Origin of the sequence: Lysinibacillus contaminans, assembly GCF_001278945.1 — a bacterium.
Lineage (GTDB): Bacteria > Bacillota > Bacilli > Bacillales_A > Planococcaceae > Lysinibacillus > Lysinibacillus contaminans.
This window is the reverse complement of sequence record NZ_LGRV01000003.1, coordinates 2,509,271-2,534,245: the sequence shown is the minus strand read 5'-3', so window position 1 is coordinate 2,534,245 and position 24,975 is coordinate 2,509,271. Positions and strand designations below refer to the sequence as shown.

23 protein-coding genes and 1 riboswitch are annotated in these 24,975 nt (G+C 37.2%); of the genes, 10 read left to right on the top strand and 13 right to left on the bottom strand.

Features of this window, described 5'->3' with window-relative positions; all coding sequences use genetic code 11:
• The first annotated feature begins 151 nt into the window (after window positions 1-151).
• From AEA09_RS14445 to AEA09_RS14435, 3 genes are read left to right on the top strand one after another with little or no spacing between them, the layout of a single operon-like run.
• A complete protein-coding gene (locus AEA09_RS14445; RefSeq protein WP_053584530.1) occupies window positions 152-2,545 on the top strand; it encodes a hypothetical protein in 2,394 nt (797 codons plus the stop codon).
• The gene (locus tag AEA09_RS14440) at window positions 2,545-3,480 is read left to right on the top strand and encodes an ABC transporter ATP-binding protein (RefSeq protein ID WP_053584529.1); all 936 of its coding nucleotides are present in this window, start codon (window positions 2,545-2,547) and stop codon (window positions 3,478-3,480) included. The genes AEA09_RS14445 and AEA09_RS14440 overlap by 1 nt, the downstream gene beginning before the upstream one ends.
• Complete coding sequence (locus tag AEA09_RS14435; RefSeq protein ID WP_053584528.1) at window positions 3,477-4,322, top strand: ABC transporter permease; 846 nt, start codon at window positions 3,477-3,479, stop codon at window positions 4,320-4,322. Before AEA09_RS14440 ends, AEA09_RS14435 begins: the two co-directional genes overlap by 4 nt.
• 253 nt (window positions 4,323-4,575) lie before the next feature.
• Here AEA09_RS14435 and thiW read toward each other — a convergent pair whose 3' ends face one another.
• The 7 genes from thiW to AEA09_RS14400 form a co-directional block, all read right to left on the bottom strand.
• Window positions 4,576-5,073, bottom strand: a complete 498-nt coding sequence (thiW, locus tag AEA09_RS14430) for an energy coupling factor transporter S component ThiW (protein ID WP_053584725.1) — start codon at window positions 5,071-5,073, stop codon at window positions 4,576-4,578.
• 83 nt (window positions 5,074-5,156) lie between these two features.
• A riboswitch (TPP riboswitch) is annotated at window positions 5,157-5,263 on the bottom strand.
• 63 nt (window positions 5,264-5,326) lie between these two features.
• Window positions 5,327-6,523, bottom strand: coding sequence for an MFS transporter (locus tag AEA09_RS14425; RefSeq protein ID WP_053584527.1), 1,197 nt, complete (start codon window positions 6,521-6,523; stop codon window positions 5,327-5,329).
• Window positions 6,524-6,843: 320 nt separating this feature from the next.
• On the bottom strand, window positions 6,844-7,917 hold the full coding sequence (locus AEA09_RS14420) for an ABC transporter substrate-binding protein (protein ID WP_053584526.1): 1,074 nt from the start codon (window positions 7,915-7,917) through the stop codon (window positions 6,844-6,846).
• Entirely contained in the window at window positions 7,917-8,711 is a 795-nt protein-coding gene (locus AEA09_RS14415; RefSeq protein WP_053584525.1) for an ABC transporter permease, read from the bottom strand. Before AEA09_RS14415 ends, AEA09_RS14420 begins: the two co-directional genes overlap by 1 nt.
• Entirely contained in the window at window positions 8,708-9,517 is an 810-nt protein-coding gene (locus AEA09_RS14410; protein ID WP_053584524.1) for an ABC transporter permease, read from the bottom strand. The genes AEA09_RS14415 and AEA09_RS14410 overlap by 4 nt, the downstream gene beginning before the upstream one ends.
• A complete protein-coding gene (locus tag AEA09_RS14405) occupies window positions 9,507-10,613 on the bottom strand; it encodes an ABC transporter ATP-binding protein (protein ID WP_053584523.1) in 1,107 nt (368 codons plus the stop codon). Before AEA09_RS14405 ends, AEA09_RS14410 begins: the two co-directional genes overlap by 11 nt.
• Before the next feature lie 17 nt (window positions 10,614-10,630).
• Window positions 10,631-11,173, bottom strand: a complete 543-nt coding sequence (locus AEA09_RS14400) for a helix-turn-helix domain-containing protein (RefSeq protein ID WP_053584522.1) — start codon at window positions 11,171-11,173, stop codon at window positions 10,631-10,633.
• Window positions 11,174-11,580: 407 nt separating this feature from the next.
• Between AEA09_RS14400 and AEA09_RS14395 the strand changes: the two genes are divergently transcribed.
• The 4 genes from AEA09_RS14395 (at window position 11,581) to AEA09_RS14380 (ending at window position 14,150) form a co-directional block, all read left to right on the top strand.
• Complete coding sequence (locus AEA09_RS14395) at window positions 11,581-12,123, top strand: peroxiredoxin (RefSeq protein ID WP_053584521.1); 543 nt, start codon at window positions 11,581-11,583, stop codon at window positions 12,121-12,123.
• 233 nt (window positions 12,124-12,356) lie between these two features.
• On the top strand, window positions 12,357-12,818 hold the full coding sequence (locus AEA09_RS14390; RefSeq protein WP_053584520.1) for a TlpA family protein disulfide reductase: 462 nt from the start codon (window positions 12,357-12,359) through the stop codon (window positions 12,816-12,818).
• 180 nt (window positions 12,819-12,998) lie between these two features.
• A complete protein-coding gene (locus tag AEA09_RS14385) occupies window positions 12,999-13,661 on the top strand; it encodes a potassium channel family protein (protein WP_053584724.1) in 663 nt (220 codons plus the stop codon).
• Window positions 13,662-13,670: 9 nt separating this feature from the next.
• Window positions 13,671-14,150, top strand: coding sequence for a hypothetical protein (locus tag AEA09_RS14380; protein ID WP_053584519.1), 480 nt, complete (start codon window positions 13,671-13,673; stop codon window positions 14,148-14,150).
• Between the two features lie 48 nt (window positions 14,151-14,198).
• Here the strand turns inward: AEA09_RS14380 and AEA09_RS14375 are convergent, their stop codons facing one another.
• On the bottom strand, window positions 14,199-15,461 hold the full coding sequence (locus tag AEA09_RS14375; RefSeq protein WP_053584518.1) for a dicarboxylate/amino acid:cation symporter: 1,263 nt from the start codon (window positions 15,459-15,461) through the stop codon (window positions 14,199-14,201).
• Between the two features lie 457 nt (window positions 15,462-15,918).
• Between AEA09_RS14375 and AEA09_RS14370 the strand changes: the two genes are divergently transcribed.
• Both AEA09_RS14370 and AEA09_RS14365 read left to right on the top strand, forming a co-directional pair.
• Entirely contained in the window at window positions 15,919-17,550 is a 1,632-nt protein-coding gene (locus AEA09_RS14370) for an ATP-binding protein (protein WP_053584517.1), read from the top strand.
• A complete protein-coding gene (locus AEA09_RS14365) occupies window positions 17,522-18,226 on the top strand; it encodes a response regulator (RefSeq protein WP_053584516.1) in 705 nt (234 codons plus the stop codon). The genes AEA09_RS14370 and AEA09_RS14365 overlap by 29 nt, the downstream gene beginning before the upstream one ends.
• Before the next feature lie 83 nt (window positions 18,227-18,309).
• On the opposite strand, the gene AEA09_RS14360 is transcribed toward AEA09_RS14365, so the two are convergent.
• From AEA09_RS14360 to AEA09_RS14345, 5 genes are all read right to left on the bottom strand, one after another.
• Complete coding sequence (locus tag AEA09_RS14360; protein ID WP_053584515.1) at window positions 18,310-18,516, bottom strand: hypothetical protein; 207 nt, start codon at window positions 18,514-18,516, stop codon at window positions 18,310-18,312.
• A 59-nt stretch (window positions 18,517-18,575) separates the two neighbouring features.
• A complete protein-coding gene (locus AEA09_RS14355; protein ID WP_156312166.1) occupies window positions 18,576-19,826 on the bottom strand; it encodes an MFS transporter in 1,251 nt (416 codons plus the stop codon).
• A gap of 162 nt (window positions 19,827-19,988) precedes the next feature.
• Complete coding sequence (locus AEA09_RS20670) at window positions 19,989-20,267, bottom strand: M23 family metallopeptidase (RefSeq protein WP_425412008.1); 279 nt, start codon at window positions 20,265-20,267, stop codon at window positions 19,989-19,991.
• A 20-nt stretch (window positions 20,268-20,287) separates the two neighbouring features.
• On the bottom strand, window positions 20,288-20,665 hold the full coding sequence (locus tag AEA09_RS14350) for a CopG family transcriptional regulator (protein WP_053584514.1): 378 nt from the start codon (window positions 20,663-20,665) through the stop codon (window positions 20,288-20,290).
• A gap of 273 nt (window positions 20,666-20,938) precedes the next feature.
• A complete protein-coding gene (locus AEA09_RS14345; protein WP_053584513.1) occupies window positions 20,939-24,028 on the bottom strand; it encodes an efflux RND transporter permease subunit in 3,090 nt (1,029 codons plus the stop codon).
• 99 nt (window positions 24,029-24,127) lie between these two features.
• On the opposite strand from AEA09_RS14345, the gene AEA09_RS14340 reads away from it, so the two are divergent.
• Complete coding sequence (locus tag AEA09_RS14340; protein ID WP_053584512.1) at window positions 24,128-24,961, top strand: TetR/AcrR family transcriptional regulator; 834 nt, start codon at window positions 24,128-24,130, stop codon at window positions 24,959-24,961.
• The last annotated feature ends 14 nt before the right edge of the window (window positions 24,962-24,975 follow it).

Genomic DNA, 24,975 nt, shown 5'->3' with positions numbered 1-24,975 from the left:
TTTAGAGTCTTTTTCATGTTCACCATCTTTAAATTCTTAAGAGTTTATGAATATTCATGAAGAAAAAATAAGAAATGGAACAAAATGTTTTTAAAAACGTATAATTATGTAAATGTCTTTCAGGACTAGTAGAAAAAAAGGGGTTGAGCTTTTGATAAAAACGAAAATACCAGTACTTGTACTATTATTTATGCTTGTTATGAGTTTAGTGCTACCTGTATCACAGGTGAGTGCGGCACCAAGTTTAGAGGTACAGGCGACAGCTGGTATCAATGGTAAAGCGAAATATCAATCTGTAGTGCCCATAAAAATTACAGTGAAAAATAACGGCACTGATTTTTCAGGGGATATGGCCATTAACGCTCAAAATACCCACGAAATCGGGTCAGCGTTGATATTTTCACTTGATTTAGCCGCAGGAGAAGAAAAAACATTTGAGCTCTATTTGGATGGCCTAGCTGACTATGGTTCTTCAAATGACTCGAAATTATTTGCCTTTTATGAGGGTGGCATTGAAAAGGGAAAAATCGTGTCTTATAAAGGGACGGAACAATTACAAGCAAATTTCCTTGAGCCATCTTCTACGTTTATTTATACGTTAACGGAAAAAAGTGACCGTTTGGCAGCTTACTTACGATTATCACAAGTTACATCATCAAGTAATGTAGAAATATTCAATTTAAATCAGTTAAAGGATTATACATTACCAGATGATGCACAGGGCTATGCGATGGCTAATGTTATAGCAGTCGATGAATTTGCACTGGTAGATTTATCGCAGAAACAACAGGAAGCATTGCTAAAATGGGTGCAAGAGGGAGGTAAGTTATTACTTGGGGCCTCTGATCAAGTAGAAGCAACAGCTGGTATTTTTAAAGAATTTTTACCGTTAACATTGTCACAACAAACGACAACTGTTTCAGTTGAAAGTTTAACGAAGTTGTCTGGAGGCGGTACTTTTACTAGTCCTATTTCAGTTTATACAGCAACTGAAAATTCAGGTAGTACCCGAGTATTAGCGAACGAGGCTACAATTTTGGCTGCTAAGAAAAAAGTAGGTGGTGGTGAAATTATACAGACGACGTTCTCGTTAGGTGACAATCCATTAGCATCAATGGATGGCTATGCTACTTTAACAGCTAAAATGTTAAACATCCAAAATTCAATGCAGCAAGGGGATATGAATGGCAATTCGACGATGGATAGGGTTTCTTATGAGTTGCGTTCAGTAAATGAATTATTCCCTTCTTTTGAAGTATCAGTCACTTATATGCTAGTCGTTATTATTCTATATATTTTAATTATTGGACCACTCCTTTACTTTGTATTGAAAAAAATGGACAAACGTGAGCATGCTTGGTGGATTATTCCTGCTATTTCTATTATGTTATCCGTTGCACTGTTTATTTTTGGGGCGAAGGATCGTCTTATGCAGCCACAAGTACAACAGTCCGCCTTTTATAAAGTAAATGAGGATAAGAGTGTAAGTGGATATTATGTAGAGTCGATTTTAACGAATCGTGGTGGTGATTTTGTTGTAGAGACTGATACAAATACAACAGCAGTCGCGTTCCGAAATCGGAATAATATTGATGGTAGTATGAAAAATCTACATGAATCATCGTATATAAAGGAGCATCCAAATGGCTCGACGTTAACATTACGTGATTTAAGCTATTGGTCTGTTCAATCCTTTACAGGGAAAACAGCTACACAAAATATTGGTAATATGGATATTGATATTACGCTAAAAGATGAAAAACTATCAGGAACGGTAAAAAATAATTTCCCATTCGTTTTAAAAGATGTCACGTTGATATCAGGCATTAAAGAAGTGAAGCTTGGCGATATTGAGCCAAATGAAACACTGCATGTTGATCAAGCGTTAAAAACGACAGTTCTGCAAAAACCAATGACGTATGGTAACAACAGTTATATGTATCCAGCGAAGAAAGAAGAGATAGATCCACTTCGTATTGAGAGTATGAAATCTATGGCACTATCACTCACAGAAAATGATGAATTGCCTGTGTTGACAGCTTGGGCAGATCAAGCGATTGCTGGGGTTGAACTTGATTCAAGTGCTAATATGGCGCCTATTTCTTATTTTGTTCAGCCATTTGAAGGTAAGGTAGAGCTAACAGGACCGTTTACAATGAAGCGTACGAACTTAACATATACCGTGGGTACTCAATCGGCGAATGGATACTTTGAAATGTATGACGAGCAATTGAATACTGGATATATGCAAGAGGGGTCGTATGATGTGAAGATTGCATTGCCAGAGAATTTTATGACTTCAGTCCAATCATTCGATGAGCTAACGGTTTCGAACAAAGATACGAAGCGTATGGAGTTATTTATCTGGAATAATGAAAAGAGCGCATTTGAGGCATTAACCGATACAAACCAAGTATTTACTGAAAACATTAATCACTATTTTGATCAAGAGGATGAAGTTTTACTTCAAATTAAATTTGGGCCAGACCAAACAGGTGAACCAACGACATTACCAGAACTAGAGTTGAAAGGAGTTGCGAAATAATGATAGAAATTCGTGAGTTAACAAAAAAATACGGCTCCTTTACAGCATTAGATCAATTGAATTTATCTCTTGAGGAAGGTATTGTTTTCGGTTTTGTTGGCTCAAATGGTGCTGGGAAATCGACGACGTTTTCTATTTTAGCAACATTACTTTCGCCAACGTCTGGTGATGCGCTTATTAACGGTAAAAGCGTTGTGACAGAGCCGGAAGAAGTGCGTAAGCAAATTGGTTATATGCCAGACTTCTTTGGGGTTTATGACCAATTAAAAGTCGATGAGTATTTAGATTTTTACGGAGCAAGTTATGGTATTCGTGCTGCAGAGCGTAAAGTGTTAATCCCGCAGTTATTGGAACTTGTAAATTTAACAAATAAGCGTTATGACTATGTTGATTTACTGTCACGGGGGATGAAACAGCGTTTATGTTTAGCGCGTGCGCTCATTCATGACCCGAAAGTATTGATTTTAGATGAACCTGCATCTGGGCTTGATCCACGTGCACGAGTAGAAATGCGCGATATTTTACGTGATTTAAAATCGATGGGTAAAACAATTTTAATTTCATCACATATTTTGCCGGAACTTGCGGAGATGTGTGATGAGATTGGTGTAATTGATAACGGTAAACTTATAGCGCACGGTAATGTAGCAACGATCCAAGCACAATTGCAAGGTGAAAAGCGAATTGTAGTGAAGGTAGCCGAGCGTTTACATGAAGTGCGTACATTCTTTGAAGAGGATTCGATGATTTCTGCTATTGATATCGTGGATAATCGCTCAGAAATTGCGTTTAATTACCGGGGTACTGAGGCCGATCAGGTGGCATTACTGAAAAAAGCGATGCTTGCGGATATGCCAATTTATGCGTTAAGTGAAGAAGAAAAAGATTTAGAGGATGTCTTTATGTCGATAACGAAGGGAGCGGACAGTCAATGATGGAACGATTTTATAATCCAGTACTCGTAAAAGAATTGAAGTTGCGCTTCCGTTCTTTTAAAAGCTTTTCGGGTTTAATGTTTTATTTATCCGTTATTAGTATTTTTATAGCGGGTTTTTTACTACTAACGACTGAATTTACAGGTAAAGGTTTCTTTAGTCCGGACATGAGTTTTATGATGTTTGCCGTATTGACTATTGTGCAAATGGCACTTGTCCTGTTCATTACTCCAAGTTTAACAGCGGGAGCCATTAGTAGTGAACGAGAAAAGCAAACCTTGAACATTTTACTGACAACGACACAAAGCTCAACCCAAATTATTATTGGGAAATTATTTTCGTCCGTTGCCTTTTTAGTATTAATGCTAGTGGCAGGACTACCATTGTACAGTTTGGTGTTCTTATTTGGTGGTGTATCACCATCGCAGTTAGTGTCTATCTTTTTATTTTATTTAGTGACAGTGATTGCGATTGGTAGTATTGGTGTGATGTTCTCCACGATTACGAAGAAAACAATTGTTTCAATGATTGCGACGTACGGATCGATTATTTTCTTAGGTGGGATTACGGCGTTTTTCTTCTTTTTAACAATGGCCTTTCACCAAATGGGGAGTGCAACGGGGGCAAGTTCGTCCTTTATGACTTATTTTTGGGCATCCATTAACCCTGGTGCATTAATGTTAACACTTATTTCACCATCAATAGGCGATGCGTTAATCGAGCTAACAGGGATTGAATTGCCTGTCTGGGTGACTTATTTAATTGTTTATGTACTTATTATTGTCTTTAGTTTAACGGTGGCTATAAAAAAATTACGCCCCAATATGAAAAGTAATCGATGAGCTGCAGCCTCTTTGGCCTGAAGCGAAAAATAAAGTAGAATTTCTTAATGCTCTACTTAAGAAGTTGCATTCGTCAGTGAAGGAAGAAGATATGAATGTGGCGCAGTTATTAAAGGAATGAGAAAGCGTTCATAACGAAAAATAATAAAACCGATGGCACATGTTTGAATTTGTGTACCATCGGTTTAAATTATTTTAATTAATAATCAGACCTATCGAAGATCGAATGGAGAATATACAAATAGATTTAGTATTACAATGTTGTGTTAAGTTTTTTTACAAATACAGTTTTTTGTAGACTTTTTACAATAACTACTCCTAGGATTGCACCAATCATACTAGAGGTCAAAAAAGCAGGCATGAAAAAGATGGCAGCTACCGAAGTCCCCATTAATAGGTGAGAATAGGGTACAGCTACGAGAGAAGCGAGTATACCTGTGCCAAACATTTCGCCAGCACCAGCTAACCAGATCTTTCCGCTGTATTTATAGGCTAGAGATGCAAGTAACGCGCCGATGACACTCCCAGGAATAGCTAAGAGGGAGCCTGTGCCTGTTAAAATACGAATGATGGCCGTTACAAAGGCTATCATGACAGCAGGTAAAGGTCCGAGCAAGATGGCGCTGATGACATTAATGGCATGTTGCACGGGATAGGCACGTGCAATCCCTGTTGGAATCGAGATGAACGTTGAGCCTGCCACTGCTATAGCAACTAATAATGCCATGATGGTAAGTTTTCGAATAGACAAATCTTTCACTCCTTTTGAATTCATAAAAAAAAGCCGCTTCCCCATAACGGTAGGAAGCGGCCTTGCATTTTAAATATCACAAAAAGCAAGTGTCGCCACTTTCCTACGCTAGTGTGAACTAGATCAGGTTCAAAGGGTCCGTATATGCAATACACGTCTCAGCCTTAAAAAGACTCCCCTAGTGGTCATGAAGCGATTTGATTTTTCATTAATACTGTACCATATTGCTAAAAATAGTCAATTAACTTTAAGGTTAATTAGAATCGGGCTTCATCAAATGTGGTGCTTTTTTCATTGTCCAAATAAGGGCAAGAAGGAAGCAAGTAAATAAAATGATGGCACCAAAAATGTAAGGACTGTTAATATTCCAATCGAATAATAAACCAGCTAGAGCAGGGCCAATCATATTACCTAGGCTCATATATGCATTGTTGAGCCCGGCGGCAAAGCCTTGTTCGCTGCCAGCTAATTTGGAAATCAGTGTGTTAACGGCTGGTCGAATAAGCGTTGTTGCCGTAGAGAAAATTGTTGCAACAACTAACATTAATGCAAAGCCTGATACAAATAAAATTAAGAAGATGGCTATTGATGCAACCAGTAAATTGACTAATACAACCTTCATCTCACCGAAACGTTTAAATAGAGGTGTAATGATAAACATTTGAACAACGACACCTACTGCACCACCAACTGTTAGTAAGATTGCAATATCCGTTGGTGTGTAGTTAAATTTCTGTGTGACGAATAAAGATAGAGTCGTTTGGAAATTGGCGATTCCGAACGAGAAAACAAGCATAATGAGAAGCATAACAAAGTAGGGCATTTTAACGGAATGCACCATTTGCTTAGCGAGATTATCCTGTTTTTGTGCTTTTTGTGTTGTGCTTGGTTTTGTATTTGGTAACAACACGAATGATAATATTGCCGCAAAAAATGCCGCAGCGCCAGCCATATAAAATGGGAAGTGTAGACTTACTTTAGATAAGAAGCCACCAATACCAGGTCCAATCATAAAGCCAAGAGACATAGCTGCCCCGAGCAACCCCATTCCTTTACCACGTTCTTCATATGTAGTGACATCGGCTACAAATGCCATAATTGGGGGTGCGATGAATGCTGAACCTAAACCTCCTAAAAAGCGTGCGACAAAGAGCATCCATACTTCTGTAGAAAGTCCGAAAGCAATTTGTCCAAGACCTGTAATCACAAGACCGAAAATGATTAGATTTTTACGGCCGTATTTATCTGATAGGTTTCCGGCAATTGGCGAAAATACAAATTGTGCTAATGCAAATGTTGCAATGAGCATGCCGAGCACTTGTCCTGCTGCACCAAAAATCTTCAAATACTCAGGCATGACAGGAATGATGATACCAATAGTTCCCATCGCGATGAACATATTAAACATTAAAATATATAATGCTGCTTTATTTGATGTCTGTTGGGCCATTTTTTAGCCTCCTTTTAGCTTAATCTATTCAAATATACTACAGTCTAACATAATGGGTATTAAGTTACTATTGACTTAAAGTCTGACTTAATGCTTTTAGTCTAAATTGCAAAAAGCTATCACTCCAGTGATTAACTGGGGTGACAGCTCTATTATAAAAGATAAGAAAGTATAAGTATTCATCGATGTCTAGGCATTCGCGCCGCACGCTCGAGGTCGCGGTCTGCTCCCTCGGGCGAAAGTGGTGGAGCGTTTACTTTCGCTTCGGGCTCACAAGCAGCTTGTCGCATGCGGACGGGCGCGAATGCACTTTTCTTAATTTAACGAATACTCATTTTAAATTCTAAAAACAGTTCGTTGTATTTACCTAAATAATCAGGTCCTAAGTTTTTATAGACCTCTAAAGTGTCGCGTTGTTCTTCAGTTGGGTAATAACGTTCATCAGTCACAACTTCTTCGTCCATTAACGCCATTGCTGCAATGTTTGGTGTTGAATAGCCAACAAAATCAGCATTTTGCGCACCTGAATCAGCATCTAACATGAAGTTAATGAAGGCATGTGCACCATCAATATTTTTCGAAGTTTTTGGAATGACCATATTATCAAACCATAAGTTCGAGCCTTCTTCTGGTACCGCAAAGTCTAAATCTTCATTTTCATACATCATATCGGCTGCTTGGCCTGACCAAGTAAGTGCAACTGTCGCCTCGTTATTAATCATTAACGGTGTAATTTCATCTCCAATAATGGCTTTCACGTTTGGCGCAAGCTTAATTAACTTATCCGTTGCAGAACGTAACTCATTGTTATCTAAAGAGTTTAATGAGTAACCTAGGCTGTTTAAACCCATACCGATCACCTCACGAGCACCATCTACTAAAAAGACAGTCCTTTTTAAAGAAGGATCCCATAAATCTTCCCAAGAAGAGAAGTCTAAATCACCGACTAAACTAGGATTATAGACAATCCCAACTGTACCCCAAAAATACGGAACAGAATATTTATTGTTGTCATCAAAAGGTAAATCTAAAAAGTATGGGTCAATATTTTTCATGTTCGGAATTTTTGAATGGTCAAGAGGAATCAGTAAATCTTCCTCTTTCATTTTTTCAATCATATATTCAGAAGGAATCGCAATATCGTAAGCAGTTCCACCTTGTTGAACTTTTGTCATCATAGCTTCATTCGAGTCAAATGTTTCGTAAATAACATGGATCCCTGTTTCTTTTTCAAATTGCTTTAGTAAATCAGGATCGATGTATTCGCCCCAGTTAAAAATGGTTAGCGTATCTTTGCCGCTTTTTCCGCTACCAGCACTCATTGCGTTCCCAGCATACATTAAAAGGGCGGTAACGACAATAATGGCGATTGTTGCTTGAATTAATGACTTCATTAATGTCCCCCCGTTCTTTTACTTGTACGACTTGTCACGAAGTAATAACCGATGACAATTAACACAGTGACGAAGAATACTAAACCAGAAATCGCATTAACGGTTAAGGAAATTCCAGCACGTGCCATCGAGTAAATTTCAACTGACAGCGTACTGAAGCCGTTACCCGTTACGAAAAATGTAACCGCAAAGTCATCTAAAGAATACGTTAAAGCGAGGAAGAATCCTGCGAAAATACCCGGCTTAATATACGGTAAAATGACGCGCATCATGACATCTTTTCTTGTCGCACCTAGGTCAAGTGCCGCATCAATTAAAGACTTGTTCATTTCAAGTAATTTCGGTAATACCATTAAAACAACGATTGGTACACTAAACGCAACGTGCGCTAGTAGTACAGATGCAAAGCCTAACTTAATGCCGACCATTGTGAATAAAATTAAAAAGCTAGCCCCGATAATCACGTCTGGGCTGACGATTAACACATTGTTTAACGATAATAATGTATTGCGCATTTTTGAATCTTTCACAGTCATAATACCGATCGCACCTAGTGTACCGATAATTGTTGAAATTAATGCCGATAGCAATGCTACGATAACAGTATTAATTAAAATAACAAGCAATCGAGTATCCTCGAAAACAGCTTTATAGTGGTCAAACGTGAATGATTCAAAGTTATTCATCGAGCCGCCGCTATTAAAGGAGTAAAAGATTAAGTAAAAAATGGGTGCATACAAGACGATAAAGACAATCGCTAAATACACTTTTGCCGATGTTGTAAGTTTAGTCATCGTACGCGACCTCCTTTATTCTTTTGGCCTGTTATTAACATAATGATGACCATGAATAAAATTAGGAATACAGCGATTGTCGAGCCCATACCCCAATTTTGAGTAACAAGGAACTGTTGCTCAATAGCTGTACCAAGCGTAATCACCCGGTTACCTGCGATTAAACGTGTAATCATAAATAGTGATAATGCTGGGATAAAGACAACTTGAATGCCTGCTTTTACGCCGTCCATTGTTAGTGGTAACACGACACGACGGAATGTAGTAAAGGCAGAAGCTCCTAAATCACGTGCTGCATAAACCAGTGTTGGATTTAAACGATCTAATGAGTTGAAAATCGGTAATATCATAAACGGAATGAAAATATAGACGGATACGAAAACAAAGCTAATATCAGTAAATAGCATTTGCTTCGGATCAAAGCCTAGAACCTCAATAAAAGCGTTAATAGGACCATAGAGACCGAAAATCCCGATAAATGCGTACGTTTTTAATAGTAAGTTAATCCAAGATGGAATAATTATTAGTAGTAACCAAAGTTGCTTATGCTTTGTTTTTGTTAAGAAATAAGCTGTTGGGTAAGAAATTAATAATGTGAAGAATGTAATTAAAAACGCATACCAAAACGAGCTTAATGTCATTTTTAAATAAACCGATGTAAAGAACGCTTTATAGTTTTCGAGCGTGAAATTGCCATGTAAGTCTAGTAGGGAATAGTATACAACAAGGGCAATCGGCGCGATAACGAAAAATGCAATCCATAATACGTATGGAAATAAGGCAGATTTTGAAGCCTTAGTTTGCATCTTCGTCGTCTCCATACGCTTCTAAACGTTTATCGAACTCTTCTTCTGTTTCGTTTAAGCGCATTACATGAATCGCTTCCGGATCGAAGTCTAAGCCGATTTTTGCCCCTACATCTGCTTTCTTTAGTGAATGTACCAACCACTCATTGCCGTCCTCATCATACGTAGAAATTTCGTAGTGAACACCACGGAATAATTGTGTATCAACTGTTACGATTAATTTCCCTTTATCCGCCGTTGTAATTTCTAAATCCTCTGGTCGAATGACAATGTCAATTTTCTCGTTTGCTTTCATCCCTTGGTCAACACACTCAAATACTTTACCCGTAAATTTCACCTTAAAGTCTTCAATCATTTCACCTTGTACGATGTTCGATTCACCGATAAAGTCTGCTACGAAACGGTTAATTGGTTCGTCATAAATATCTACTGGTGTTCCAGATTGTTGAATTTCACCTTCACTTAAAACGAAAATTTCATCACTCATGGCAAGCGCTTCTTCTTGGTCATGTGTAACGAAAACGAAAGTTTTGCCAAGGCGTTGTTGTAACTCACGTAATTCGTATTGCATTTCTGTACGCAGTTTTAAGTCTAGTGCAGAAAGTGGTTCATCGAGTAAAATAACTTCTGGATCATTGACAATGGCACGTGCAATCGCGACACGTTGACGTTGACCACCGGACATCTCAGAAATTTCACGGTTACCATAGCCAGCTAAATTTACAAATTTCAGAGCTTCTGTTACACGTTCTTGTACTTCTTTTTCAGGTTTCTTTTGAATACGTAAACCGAATGCAACATTTTCAAAGACATTTAAATGGGGGAATAGCGCATAGTCTTGGAATACTGTATTTACTTGGCGCTCATTGGCAGGTACTGAGTTGATTTTTTTATCATGAAAGAACACATTTCCTGTTGTTGGCTCAGTGAACCCAGCGATAATACGAAGAATTGTAGTTTTCCCACAACCTGATGGGCCAAGTAATGTATAGAACTTTCCTTTTTCTAGTTCTAAGTTAATGTTTTTTAAGACGACAGTGCCGTCACTATATGATTTTGAAACATTTTCAAAACGAATAATTGTATTCGATGTCATTGATGCGCCTCCTTAAGCTATAAATACGAATCTGTTGCGACGAGTAGAATTTTTGTCTCATCGTCATGAGCATTAACTATTTGATGATGGGCCGCCGCGTCGAAATAAACGGCATTGCCTTCACTTGCGATATATTGTTCTTTCCCTAAAATGAGACGAATGCGTCCTTTGACAACATAAATAAATGTTTCAGATAGTGAAGGTTCGAATTGTTTAAACTCTCCGCTAGCTGCCAGCGTTAAGAATATAGGTTCCATTTCTTTTTCGTTTGATGTTGGAATAAGCCATTGAATCTCATACTTTTTATCTTCGTCAGTGTAAGTCGATTGGTCTTCTTCGGTATAAACGACTTTTTGTTCAGGTGCCTCATCATCGAAAAATTCTTTAGGTGTTGAGCCTAATACTTCTAATAATGAAAAAAGCGTCTCAATAGAAGGTGAATTTAAGTCACGCTCCAATTGTGAAATATAGCCTTTACTTAAATCTGTTCGTTCGCCAAGTTCTTCTTGGGTGAGACCTTTTGTCAAACGAAGTGCTTTGATTTTACTTCCGATTTGCATCTTTTCCCTCCTCGAAGAAGTTTAGCAATTATAAACATCGTATAATAGAAGTTTACTTTAACAAAACTTTTAGTTTACAAAAACATTATTATTATACATAATCCAAAAAAAAATGCAATGGTTTTAGCGCAAAAAGCACAGTTAAAAATTCATACACAATTAGACGAAATTACCATTATTAAAAAATGTATTATTGTAGAAAATAATTGAATAAGCTAGCGAAAATTCAAACCTTATTATCAGAATAATTATATAAGTCTAAGCGTATATAACACTGTTCTTAAAAACGAGTAATACCGTGAAGTGTCGTGCGTTGAAAAAGCTACCTATCTTTGTTATGGTAGAGAATGGATTCGCAACAGTAGCGAATGGACCATTTTACATATTCGAATTTGGAGGGAATTAACATGGCAGAACGCATGGTAGGCAAACAAGCACCAGACTTCACAATGGAAGCAGTACTTGCTGACAAATCTTTCGGTAAAGTATCTTTAGAAGAAATCAAAGGGCAAGACAAATGGACTGTACTTTTCTTCTATCCGATGGACTTCACTTTTGTATGTCCAACAGAAATCACTGCAATGAGCGATCGTTACGATGAGTTCGAAGACTTAGATGCAGAAGTAATCGGTGTTTCAACTGATACAATCCACACGCACTTAGCATGGATTAACACAGACCGAACACAAAATGGTCTTGGGGAGTTAAAATACCCATTAGCAGCTGATACAAATCACAAAGTTGCAAAAGACTATGGCGTTTTAATCGAAGAAGAAGGTATCGCACTTCGCGGTCTATTCATCATCGATCCAGAAGGCGAATTAAAATATCAAACAGTGTTTGACAACAATATTGGCCGTGACGTAGATGAAACTTTACGTGTGCTTCAAGCATTACAAACTGGTGGCCTTTGCCCAGCAAACTGGCGTCCAGGTCAAGCAACACTATAATTTGATCTGTAGCGTTTTAACGCGACAGACAACCTCTGGCGGATGTCACAGATTTTGAATGGAGTTAATTGCGTAAGCGCAATACAAAATCTGGACGCATTGTTTTTCTGCGCGAAAGCGAATTGATAACAAAGCGTCAGCGGCAAATACGCCAAGGCGAATTTGACTAACAATTTGAATCCCCACGGCTTTTGTTGTGGGGATTTTTCAAACGATAAAGGAGGATTTTATTTATGAAACTTCGTGAACAAATGCCTGAACTTACAGGCGCAACAACTTGGTTAAACGGTGAAGTAACAAAAGCTGATTTAGTTGGAGAAAAACCAACACTAATTCACTTTTGGTCTGTAAGTTGCTATTTATGTAAAGAAGCAATGCCGGAGGTTAATAATTTTCGTGACCAATATAAAGATGAGCTAAACGTTATTGCTGTGCATATGCCTCGCTCTGAGGAAGATACTGATTTAGAAACAATTAAAGCAGTGGCTGCTGAGCATGACATTACGCAACCAATCTTTGTTGACAACGAATTGAAATTAACAGACGCATTCGCAAACCAATACGTACCAGCGTATTTTGTGTTCGATAAAGACGGGCAACTTCGTCATATGCAAGCTGGCGGTAGCGGCATGAAAATGCTTGAAAAACGTGTAAACCGTGTACTAGACGAAATGCGTAACGCATCAGCTGAATAAGGTTTTAGGGCGAGGATGATTTGTAAATCCTCGTCTTTTTTATCCCTACGTACGGTTAAGACATTGCTTAATGAATAGCCTACTAAAAAACACAGTATTGTCTTTTGCTTTTTGCGATACATATATCAGTGAATGCGGTACACTTGGAGCAGTAGTAGTATGCGAAGGAGTTTAATTATGATGAAAAAAGAATTTGTCGTTATTGGATTAGGACGTTTTGGGGGCAGTATTGTTCGTGAATTAATGAGTTTAGGTGCGCATGTAATGGCGATAGACAATTCATCAGAACGAGTGGACGAGTTTGCTTCCATTGCCACTCAGGCAGTTATAGCTAATTCAACAGATGAGTCAGTACTTACTTCACTAGGCATTCGTAACTTCGAGCATGTCATAGTAGCAATTGGTGAAGATATTCAGGCAAGTATTTTAACAACCATTATCTTGAAAGAACTAGGTGTAGCGCAAATTACTGTAAAGGCACAAAATGATTATCATGAAAAAGTACTGCGGAAAATTGGTGCAGATGTTGTGGTCCATCCAGAGCGTGATATGGGTATTCGTATTGCCAATAATATGATGTCGAACACTGTACTCGATTATTTAGAGCTGTCTGATGAACACTCCATTATGGAGATAAAAGCCAATGATGCAATTGCTGGTTACTCAGTAATCGATCTGGACATTCGTGCGAAATATGGCATAAACATCGTCGGCATTAAACGGGGCAATGAAATTATTGTTTCTCCGCAGGCCAGCGATAAAATTTTGCTAGGTGATATTATGCTCGTAATTGGTGCAGACGTTGATATTAACCGCTTTGTAAAAAAAGCGTTACATGGATAAGGTGAGTGTATGACAAAGCGAAGATGGCGTCTTTTACTATTTGCAGTCATTTTACTTGTAGGAGCCTTCACGATGCAGTTTCGTGAAAAAAACGAAGAAGAAGCGATTGTAAATATTTTGAATCATGCCAAAGAGCGTGATGCGTTAGAATTACTCCAGAATGGGACAAGGTTAGCACGTGTAGAAGGTGCAGACCTTGAGTCGTATATGGAAAAAAATCCACTAAGCCATGTAAGAGATATTTCAAAAAAAGAACGCAGCTTGTTTGAGGAACTGCCTACCTATCATATTGTGTATGAAGTAGATGGTGAGCCGTTGTATGAGGTCGACATTTTAAAAGTAGCGATACGTTCAGAAATGAGCGAAGAGTTACAAAATATGTTGTTCACGGTGAACGGAAATCAGTATGTAATCTATTGGGCTGATGAGAAAAAGGTACTTGAACAATCGACGAATACTCAGCGCTTACTTGAGCAATACGGCAAGTAAAAAGGGTAGTGGAACAGCACCATGCTGTCACCACTACCCTTTATTTTTTTAGGATGTCACACTTGTTTTACCTTGAAGCGCATTTTCTTGCATACTTACGTCAAATTCTTTTTCTGATTTAGAAATGACAACACATGCTACACCATTACCGATTAAATTCGTTACGGCACGAGCTTCTGACATGAAGCGATCAACCCCGATTAATAGCGCAATTCCCTCAACAGGAATCATTGGGAAGGCTGCAAGAGTAGCGGCTAGTGTGATGAAACCAGAACCTGTTACACCTGCTGCACCTTTTGATGTAATCATTAGGATCCCAAGTAATGTAATGATTTGAATCCACGTTAAGTCCATTCCGTAAGCCTGTGCAATGAATAACGCCGCCATTGATAAGTAAATGGAAGTGCCGTCAAGGTTGAAAGAGTAACCAGTTGGTACGACTAAGCCCACAACTTGTTTTGAACATCCGAAGTTCTCTAATTTACGCATCATGGAAGGTAAAGCAGATTCAGATGATGAAGTCCCGATTACCAAGAATATTTCATTTTTCAGATAGGCGATAAATTTGAAAATATTAAAACCAAAGAATTTTGCAATTGAGCCTAACACGAATACAACGAACAAGAACATTGTAAGGTACACTGATGCCATTAATAATCCTAAATTACTTAATGATTCTAAACCAAAGTTACCAATTGTATAAGCCATGGCACCGAATGCACCGATTGGCGAAATTTTCATGACCATTCCAACGATCTTGAAGAAAATTTCTGCTACTTGTTCAAAGAATGTAATAACTGGTCTTGCAGGTGCGCCGATTGAAGCAGCCGCTAAACCAAATAGTATTGCTGAGAATAATACTGGTAGTAAATCACCATTTGCTAATGCACCCACTACGTTATCTGGAATGATGTTGTAAATGAAGGCACCTAAACCTTTATCAGTTTCTTCAGCTGCTGTTGTATATTTTGAAATGTCTGCATCAGCTGCCCCTGTTGTATCTAGGCCAGTACCAGGGCTTACGATTAATGCCACTGCAATACCGATTGCGAGTGCAATTGTAGATACGATTTCGAAGTAAAGTAATGCTTTCCCTCCGATTTTACCAACCTTTTTCATATCACCCATGCTACCAATACCAATGACAACCGTTAGGAAAATGATTGGTGCAATTAACATTTTAATCAGCTTAATGAATAAGTCTGCTAAGATTTTAAGACTTGCGCCGAATTCCGGGAACATCGCACCAACGATGATACCTAATAGGATGGCTATAATAACTTGAACGGTTAAATTTTTTAGTAATTTCATTTCCGGCACCTCTTATCTAAATATTCTATTTGTTATCGCTTTCAAACTTGCTGACATTATCATAGCGAATATTATTTTAAAAAAGAGGTTTAGAAAATAAGGAACATAACGTTCATTAAGTACATCAAACAGAAAATTAACGAAAATGTAGAGGTTTCAAGTGTTCAAGCTGTTATGGTACGGAGTAAATAATGTAGAATTGTTATAATACAAAAATATTGAGGGTAGTCATTATTAGCTTTTATACTGCTTATTTGTAATATTGTTCATTAAGTTTAGTACTAGTTGTGGTTATACATTTTAGTAGTGGAATTGTAAAAATAATATTTTGACGATAGTCTATTAAGAATATTACTATATTATAGTAGTGATTTGGAAACTCGAAAAGAAAATTTCATGTAACAATCAGATAGATGACACATTGAACAGTAATAAATAAGAAAGGAGGAATTACTAAATGGTGAAAATGCCTGTAAATGGGAAAATACTTTTAGTGACGTTTTTAATTATTTCTTTTTCCTTTTTACTTGGTGGGATTTTTGTGCTTAGTAATCTACTTTCTGAACAGGAAAAGGATTTTGAACAACGTGCAATGCTTGTAGCGCATACTGTTTCGAATATGCCAGAGTTGAGTGCTCATTTGAAAAATACGGATGTTAAAGAAGCAGCTACAAATGTCAACGCGCTTGTCGAGGGAATTCGGATTATAAACAAAGCAGAGTATATTGTCGTAATGAATATGGATCGTGTGAAGCTTTCACATCCGACATCTGAGGAACTAGGTAAGCGCAGTGAATCGACGGATTTAAATGCTGCATTTAGTGAACATTACTATATTTCAAAAGCTCTAGGAGAAGCAGGCATGATGATACGTGCGTTTGTGCCTGTCATTGATGATACGAAAACGCAGGTGGGCATTGTTATCGTCGGTTATCAAGTCCCAACATTCATAAAAATGATTGAAAGTTATGGTCAGGAAATACTTATCACGGTACTGATGTCTCTGATTCTTAGTATTTGGGGCGCTTATACGCTTGGAAAACACATAAAAAAACAAATGTTTGGACTTGAACCACATGAGATTGCCAAAATGTACGTTGAACGAACTGAAACATTTAATGCAATGCATGAAGGTATCATTGCTGTTGATAAGACGATGAACATTACAATTTTTAATGAAAAAGCTGGTGATATTTTAGGTGTAGGGATGGAAACGGAGATTTACATTGGTAAGAAAATATATGATGTATTGCCAGATACACGTCTACCTGAAATTGTGGAAACCGGTACAGCAATTTATAATCAGGAACTATACATTAACTATCATAGTATTTTAAGTAACCGTGTACCGATAAGTGTGAACGGTGAGATTGTTGGTGCGGTTGCAATGTTTAAAGACTTAACTGCGGTGAAGAAGCTCGCTGAAGAGGTAACCGGGGTTAAAGCGTTCGTTCAGGCCCTGAGAGTGCAGACACATGAGCATAAAAATAAATTACATACAATTGCCGGTTTATTGCAGCTAGGCCATACGAAGCAGGCGCTTGAATATGTTACAACGGCGACGGAAAGTGAAGCATCCTTAACAAAATTTTTAAATGAACGCTTCCGTAATGAAAATATTTCAGGCTTGCTATTGAGTAAGGTCAGTTATGGGAAAGAATTAGGCATACAAGTGGAGATTGATCGACAGAGCCATTTCAAAAGTTTTCCCCCGTTATTAGACCATCATGATTTTGTTGTATTATTTGGGAATTTAATCGAAAATGCTTTCGAGGCATTAAACGTTTTATCAAAGGCAGATAAGTATGTATCGATTTCGGTTGATGAGCATGATGGCATTCTCGCTATTGCTGTTTCTGATAATGGTATTGGAATGAGTGAAGAGGTGCGGGTTCGAATGTTCGAAAATGGCTTTTCGACTAAGGGAAGTGAAAATCGAGGCATCGGCTTGCATTTAATTCAAGAAATTGTGAAAAAAGGACATGGAGAAATTGAAGTAAATAGTGAACCCATGGAAGGCACGAGTTTTTTAATAATGTTTGAGTTAGGAGAAAATAATGATGGATACAATACACGTATTACTAATTGAAGATGATCCAATGGTACGAGAGGTGAATAGGCAATTTATCGAGCGTATTGAAGGATTTAAGCTTGTTGGCTATGCAGGTAATGGGATTGAAGGACTTGAAAAAGTTAAGGATTTGAAGCCAGATTTGGTGTTTATGGATATTTTTATGCCGGAGCAGGATGGTATGGTGACGTTAGGGAAAATTCGTGAGGAGCATCTGGTTGTCGATGTTATTGCAGTGACAGCGGCTAATGATATGCCAACTATACAAAGAATTCTGCATCTTGGTGTCTATGATTACATTATGAAGCCTTTTACATTTGAGCGAATTGAGCAAACGTTAAAAAATTATCAAGCATATAAAATTAAAATGAAGGATATGCAAGATTTAACGCAGCATGATCTTGATCATTTAATGCAACAACGATTGCCAGAGCTTCAAACTTCTCCGGTAGCAAGCCAGAAGATTGAAATTGAGGAATTACCGAAAGGTTTTAATCGTGCAACATTAGATAAAGTATTGGCGTATATAGAGGAAAGTAAGAAAGCCGTATCTGCGGAAGACGTAGCGAATTATATTGGAACTGCTCGCGTAACTGCCCGTCGTTATTTAGATTTTTTAGAAAAACAATCAAAGTTAAAGGTAGATATTCAATACGGGAATGTCGGTCGCCCTATTCACCGCTATTATATTTAATACAAAAGGCCCTATAAGATAGACTTGTTCACTTGTCTATTTTATAGGGTGTATTTTTATAAAGCAGCTTGCTCTTGTTTGCATCAAGAGTTGTAGCGCGTATCAGTAGAAGATGTATTTTTAGTTTTCTTTTTATTTTTTTCATCCTTTACTTTCTCGTTTAATTCTTCGACAGGTATTGGATCTACTGTTTTCATGTCTTCATGCATATCAAAAATACTTTCTTTTTCGGTATTTAACACGTCGGGATTATTAGTTTTACGTGTTTTGGCTTGTTGTTTGTTATCCATTCAAAATCACCTCTTACTATTTAATTCACGAATTGCCTAGAACTTAAACATGTTGCTACTCAACTACTAGGTTCTTTTGGATTTGATGCTCCAGCTACTAATAATGTTTTGCTACGGAGTAAGACAAATCCTTGTATACATAATAGTAAACCAGTCCCTATTAGCAACCATTCTATTTGAATAACGTCTGCGATTGGTCCGAATATAAGCATACCTAATGGCATCATAGACGTTGAAATCATTCCTAAAACACCAAATACTCTACCTAGATAATCCCCCTCAACTTTCTCTTGAAGCAAGACTGTTGCGGGTATATTAAAGATTGGTATGGCCAAACCAACTATACCCATGAAAATTAGGTATAGCCAAAAAACAGGGATAATTCCTAGCGAAAATGTAGAACCCCCTATTAAAAGAGCCGCTAATGTCATCGTATGAACCTTGTTTTTAAAGCCTCCCCATGAAGCCATGAAGATTCCACCAATCAACATACCTAATGCAAAAGTTATTTCTATTGCTGTTAGACGCCAAACATCGTTACCGAAGCTACGTGTTACTTGTAGTGGCGTTAAAAAAGAAACGGGGGCTGCTAGGATGAAGAAGAATGCAAAGAACAGAAAAAACTTTTTCAGAAACTCATGATTTTTGATATATGTGAACCCTTGTTGCAAGTCATTAAAATAGCTCGTTGTTTGCTTTTGTAATGCTTTTGCATGTGCTGGGATGTCCAAAAATACAAGTAATGTAAGGATGGCTATAGTTGCAGTAATGACATCTATAAATAGAATAGCTTCAATCGAAGCCATTGTAAGTAGTGCGCCACTGGCCATCGGAGATACGAGCATAACAATTGCTTGAATACTACCATTTGCACTATTTATTTTTGTTAACTTTTCCTCGGGCACAATTTGAGGAAGAATGGCACCAACAGCAGGAGTTTGAATACCTGCTCCAATCGCACGCACGGCAGATATCACAAAGAGCAACCAAAGTGAATCATGGCCCATTAAAAACAAGATAGCTAAAATAAGCGTAGAAATCGCTATCAAACCATCTGACAAGATGATTAATATTTTTCGATTGTATCGATCGGCCCAGACACCCGCAATCGGGGAAAGGAAGAAAGTAGGTACGAATCCGCAAATGATGGAAATTGTCATCATAATGCCAGACTGTGTGTTTAGTGTGATATACCACATGATGGCATACTGTACTAAAGACGATCCAAAAAGCGATATTGTCTGACTTCCTAAAAAGAGAACAATATTTCTTTTCCAATTATCCATTATATGTTCATTTGTTTGTGTCATTTTTACACATCCTTTTCTTTTAATAGAAGTCCAACTAGCAAAACTCAGATTTATAACGTTATGGAAACACAAATATAAAAAGCCTATTTTCTCTAGTGTTATAAGTGAGAAATTAAGCTTTAATTATTTCAGAAAAGGGCGCCTGACTGGTGAATAACAAATTTAACTGTGGTTCAACAATATACGTTTAGAAGGATAAATCAAATCACCTTGAATTGGTTCGAGATTATCTTTAAAACGGATACAGATTGATTTTCCATTCAAATAATTTGGTGAATTCATTACTTGAAAATGCAGATGGGTTTCTGTTGAATTACCTGAGTTCCAATATAAACCAATAACAGGACCTCTGCTTACTCTTTCTCCTTCTTTAACAATGATAGAATGACATTTTAAATGAGCAACCATACTATACTCATTACTTAAGTGTTCAATGATTATACAGTTTCCTTCAGGCTGTTCTACTGGTTTAATGCTTTTTTTAATTCAGGGCTCGCTTTAAATACACCAAAAACCTTTATTGATTTTATCGTTTTACTTGCCAACTCTACATCTATATCTTCTTTTAAAACCAACATGCCTACTACTTTAATATCCAATACTTTATTGTTCTCAGCTACTTGCTCTAGTGTTTTTCGATCATAATACGTTATTCCTATTAGAAATGCTTTATCAGTTATAACTTTTTCAATAACTTTAGAGTGTGAAGTTAATTGATTACGTATCGCTGTTTTAATAAAATCAGTTCGGTTTGAATAAAAACCTTGTTCTACTAATAAATCCACTTGCCCTAGATCTACTACATTCATATTAATTGTGATTTTTTCCGTTTCTGCCATCTAAACATCATCCTTTTACTATTTAATTGATTATTAGTAATATTCTAACATATAAAAATGAGAAAAACATCCATATAACATCTATAGAGATGGTATATGGATGTTTTTTTATTGGCATATAATGTTCAAGAATATGAAAAGAGTACGTTTCTTATTCACGAAAGACGATATCATAACGTGGCACTTCGTTGTTATCAACAGAAGGGAAGGGTGCATCCCTAAAAAAAGCGAGGACAGTTCCAAAAATGGAATGTCCTCGCTTTCGTTATAATTTTAATTCTCTTTTAAATCTTTACGATTTTTCTTGAACATTTTTGATAATACCTCGTATACGATCGGTACGATGACAAGTGTTAGTAATGTAGAACTTGTTAATCCACCAATAACTGTTACAGCAAGGCCTTTTGAAATTAAGCCGCCACCAGCAGCACCGAATAACATCGGTACTAATGCGCCGATTGTTGCGATGGCAGTCATTAAGATAGGTCGTAAACGTGTTGCACCTGCTTCGAGGATTGCATCACGCATTGTCATTCCGTCGCGTTCCATGTGGATAATACGGTCAACGAGTACAATTGCATTCGTGACCACAATACCAATTAACATGAGAAGACCCATCATTACTGATACTGAAATTGTTTCGCCTGCAATAAAGAGACCTACAAATGAACCAATTACAGCGAATGGTAATGAGAATAGAATGGCAAATGGAGCAATCCCTTCACCGAATGTTACGACTAAAATGAAGTAAACAATCGCAATTGCTGCAAGCATTGCTACACCCAATTGTGTAAATGTTTCTTCCATATCAGCTGCTACGCCGGCAACACCAACTGTCACACCTTTTGGTAAATCTAATTTATCAATAGCTGCATCTACTTCAGATGTTGCTTTTGAAATATCTTTATCTAAAATTGTACCAGATACTGTTGCATAGTATTCACCAGCACTACGAGATAAAGTATTGAATGCAGTACCTTCTTCAACTGTTACTAAATCAGAAAGTGGCATTGTTGTACCTAGTGCAGTAGGAATTTGCGTTGCTAGCACGTCATCAATTGATGAGGCAGCTGCAGTTTTTTCTTTTTGTACGACAACTTCAAGTTCATTGCCGTCTGTTTGAAGCGTCGTTAACACTTCTTTTGTAGATGTTGTGTTTAATGCCATGACAATTTGGCCAGTCGTTAAGCCGTATTGCAGCACATTTGCTTGATCTACTTTAAATACATACTCTACGTATGGATCTTCCATACTTGTTGAAACATCTTCAAGGCGTTTATTATCTTTCATAACGTCTTCTACCATTTTTACAGCTTTACTTAGTTTATCTAAATTTTCACTGTAGAATGTGTAGCTAACTTCATTTGAAGACATGGACATTGCCGAGAAGTTCTGGCTCTTCCATTCGCCAGATTGGCCAATATTGAAAACATATTCTTCGATTTCTTCGCGAGCTGCTGGGAAGTCTTTCATATCCGGATCGAAAATTAGATACATTAAGGCACCGCCAGAGCCGCCACCCATCATCATTGATTGCATATCGGCACTGTCACTATCTGTAACAGATAATTGTAAAATGTCGATATCTTCATTTTTCATTAATTCTTTCTCAACGACTTCAATATTTGCTAAAGTCTCATCTTTTAACTCACCTGTAGCTGGTGTGTACGTTAAGTACATCACTTTTTCTTCTTCACTACCCATGAAGCTGAATCCAATTAGAGGTGTTAATGCTAAACTGCCGACTAATAATAAGATTGAGATCACAGATGTAATGATTTTATGGTTTAAAGCTTTTTCTAAAATGCCTTTGTACCAAAGTGCTAGTTTGCCAACTTCTTTATGGTTACTTGCAGTTTTCGTACCATATAATTTCTTCTTAAATAAGAAGTGGGATAGGGCTGGTACAATAGTAATCGCTACAAGGAGGGAAGCCCCAAGTGCGAATGTCATTGTTAATGCGAATGGCATGAATAATTCTCCGACCATACCACCAACGAAAATAAGTGGTGCGAATACCGCAACCGTAACTAACGTTGACGATGCAATCGGTTTAAACATTTCAATGGTTGCTTCTCGGATTAATGCACGACCTGTTAGTTTTTCGTTTTCAAGATGCATACGACGATAAATGTTTTCTACTACAACGATGGAGTCATCGATTACACGACCAATCGCTACCGTAATAGCACCCAAAGTCATAATATTTAATGAAATATCCATCCAGTTTAATAGCAAGAGTGCCATAAACAATGATACTGGTATAGAAATGATTGAAATAATAGTTGATTTAAAATCTCTTAGGAATAGCAGAATAATTAAAACTGCGATTAAACCACCGAATACTGCTTTTTCAATCATTGTGAAAACGGAATCTTCAATTGGTTTTCCTTGGTCAAGCGAAATATCAATGATTAATCCGTCGATATTTTTTTGTTCTTCTTTAATTAAATCTTTTACTTGGTTAACGACATCTACTGTATTGTCTGCTTGACCTTTAATAATTTGAATGGCAATTGCATCTTCGCCATTTGTACGTGATATCGATTGAACTTTACCAACTGTTTCAATTGTAGCGATATCACTCAGTTTTACAAATGGTGATGGGTTTGTTGCGCTAGGTGTGACAGGGATGAGCATTTCTTTCAACTCATCTAATGTTGTGAATTTTCCGTCAACAGCAACCGCTTGCTCGCCTTCTTTAAATTCATATAAGCCTAATGAAATAGCCATATCACTTGCTTGAATCATCTGCTTTACTGAGTCTTCAGTTAGCCCAAGCTCAGCCATTTTTTCTTCGTTATACGTAAAAGCTACTTCTTCAATATGTTGGCCTGTAATGGTAGCAGAGGCAACACCATCGATTTTTTCGATTTCTGGTAAAAGAATATCTTGAACTGTTGATGTCAGCTCAACGATGTCTTCTTTTGAGCTACTAACTGAAAGAGCGATGACTGGCATCATGTTCATACTAATTGCGGTAATCATAGGTGTTTGAGCACCCTCAGGTAAGCTCACATTATCTAATGCCGATTCAAGTTGGCGCTTTTTTTCTTCCATATCGACGCCGTAATCGTATTCCACTTGCAGACTAGCAATATTCGAACTTGAATTCGAATAAATAGCCTTAACGCCATCGAGACCCTCGATCGCTTTTTCAAACGGTATCGATACATCGTCCATTACTTTTTCTGGAGTTGCACCCGGATATACGCCCATAACCATTAAATACGGTATCGAAATATCCGGAATTGTTTCCATTTTCATACGAGTACTTGAATAGATACCCGAGACAGTGATGATAATTGTTAGTAACCATACTGCCAATTTGTTTTTCAATACGAAATTAACTAAACCTTTCACTTTCACACCTACCCTTTATTGACTTACTGGATTCAATTATTTATACTAATGACCAATTAGTCATTTGTCAACGATATGCCCTAGGAGCGATTTATAATTATGATGAAAAAACAATTAATCATGGAAAAAGCATTTGAACTTTTTTCAGAACAAGGCTTTGAAGCTACGTCAGTTCAGCAAATAACAGAACGTTGTGGGATTTCAAAAGGAGCGTTTTATTTATCATTCAAAACAAAAGATGAGCTAATTTTCTCTATGATTGACCACCATATGCAACAATTTGTTGCTGATATTGACCTTGTAGTCAGAAATGTTGTGAATAAGCAGGATTTATTGGTTGAATTTTATAAAAGTATTTTTAAGAACTTCAAAAAGCATTCTAAATCAGCTCGTATTTTTATGAAGGAGCAGGGTTTAACGGCTAATAAGGAGTTGTTTAAGAAGGTAAATTCTTATGAAATAATGATGACGCAATCGATACTTTCTATGGTTGAAGAACTCTATGGAGTAAAATTGCAGGATATCAAGTATGATCTTGTCTATTGCATAAAAGGGTTTGTGAGAAGTTATTCAGAGTTGTTTATGTTTTATGATTTGCCAATACATGTAGATGAATTAGCGTCTTCGTTGGCTGAAAAAACAAATATTTTAGCTCAAAACATGACCAATCCTTTTATTACGAAAGAATTAGCGCAAATCGTGGAAAGTCCATTTGACCAGGAAATTTCTACAGATAAGCTAAAAGAATTACTCGACCAAAATATTCAAGGTTTAGAAGAATCGATTGAACGAGAATCATTGGTGCTTTTGAAAGAACAAATTGAGCAACAAACGCTAAGTAAAACAATTATTAAAGGTCTGATTGAAAATATTCGCCATTTAACAGACTGTAAATGGACGGCTTATGTGCTCATTAAATATTTTGAATTATAGCATCGTTTTTCGTG

Excerpts from the sequence above, each read along its gene's own strand:
- AEA09_RS14380 (WP_053584519.1), top strand. The coding sequence starts at position 13,671 with ATGACAAAGCGAAGATGGCGTCTTTTACTATTTGCAGTCATTTTACTT.
- AEA09_RS14365 (WP_053584516.1), top strand. The coding sequence starts at position 17,522 with ATGGATACAATACACGTATTACTAATTGAAGATGATCCAATGGTACGA.
- AEA09_RS14370 (WP_053584517.1), top strand. The coding sequence starts at position 15,919 with ATGGTGAAAATGCCTGTAAATGGGAAAATACTTTTAGTGACGTTTTTA.
- AEA09_RS14375 (WP_053584518.1), bottom strand. The coding sequence starts at position 15,461 with ATGAAATTACTAAAAAATTTAACCGTTCAAGTTATTATAGCCATCCTA.
- AEA09_RS14410 (WP_053584524.1), bottom strand. The coding sequence starts at position 9,517 with ATGCAAACTAAGGCTTCAAAATCTGCCTTATTTCCATACGTATTATGG.
- AEA09_RS14385 (WP_053584724.1), top strand. The coding sequence starts at position 12,999 with ATGAAAAAAGAATTTGTCGTTATTGGATTAGGACGTTTTGGGGGCAGT.
- AEA09_RS14400 (WP_053584522.1), bottom strand. The coding sequence starts at position 11,173 with ATGCAAATCGGAAGTAAAATCAAAGCACTTCGTTTGACAAAAGGTCTC.
- AEA09_RS14340 (WP_053584512.1), top strand. The coding sequence starts at position 24,128 with ATGATGAAAAAACAATTAATCATGGAAAAAGCATTTGAACTTTTTTCA.
- AEA09_RS14405 (WP_053584523.1), bottom strand. The coding sequence starts at position 10,613 with ATGACATCGAATACAATTATTCGTTTTGAAAATGTTTCAAAATCATAT.
- AEA09_RS14355 (WP_156312166.1), bottom strand. The coding sequence starts at position 19,826 with ATGACACAAACAAATGAACATATAATGGATAATTGGAAAAGAAATATT.
- AEA09_RS14420 (WP_053584526.1), bottom strand. The coding sequence starts at position 7,917 with ATGAAGTCATTAATTCAAGCAACAATCGCCATTATTGTCGTTACCGCC.
- AEA09_RS14435 (WP_053584528.1), top strand. The coding sequence starts at position 3,477 with ATGATGGAACGATTTTATAATCCAGTACTCGTAAAAGAATTGAAGTTG.
- AEA09_RS14350 (WP_053584514.1), bottom strand. The coding sequence starts at position 20,665 with ATGGCAGAAACGGAAAAAATCACAATTAATATGAATGTAGTAGATCTA.
- AEA09_RS14440 (WP_053584529.1), top strand. The coding sequence starts at position 2,545 with ATGATAGAAATTCGTGAGTTAACAAAAAAATACGGCTCCTTTACAGCA.
- AEA09_RS14360 (WP_053584515.1), bottom strand. The coding sequence starts at position 18,516 with ATGGATAACAAACAACAAGCCAAAACACGTAAAACTAATAATCCCGAC.
- AEA09_RS14425 (WP_053584527.1), bottom strand. The coding sequence starts at position 6,523 with ATGGCCCAACAGACATCAAATAAAGCAGCATTATATATTTTAATGTTT.
- AEA09_RS14395 (WP_053584521.1), top strand. The coding sequence starts at position 11,581 with ATGGCAGAACGCATGGTAGGCAAACAAGCACCAGACTTCACAATGGAA.
- AEA09_RS14390 (WP_053584520.1), top strand. The coding sequence starts at position 12,357 with ATGAAACTTCGTGAACAAATGCCTGAACTTACAGGCGCAACAACTTGG.
- AEA09_RS14415 (WP_053584525.1), bottom strand. The coding sequence starts at position 8,711 with ATGACTAAACTTACAACATCGGCAAAAGTGTATTTAGCGATTGTCTTT.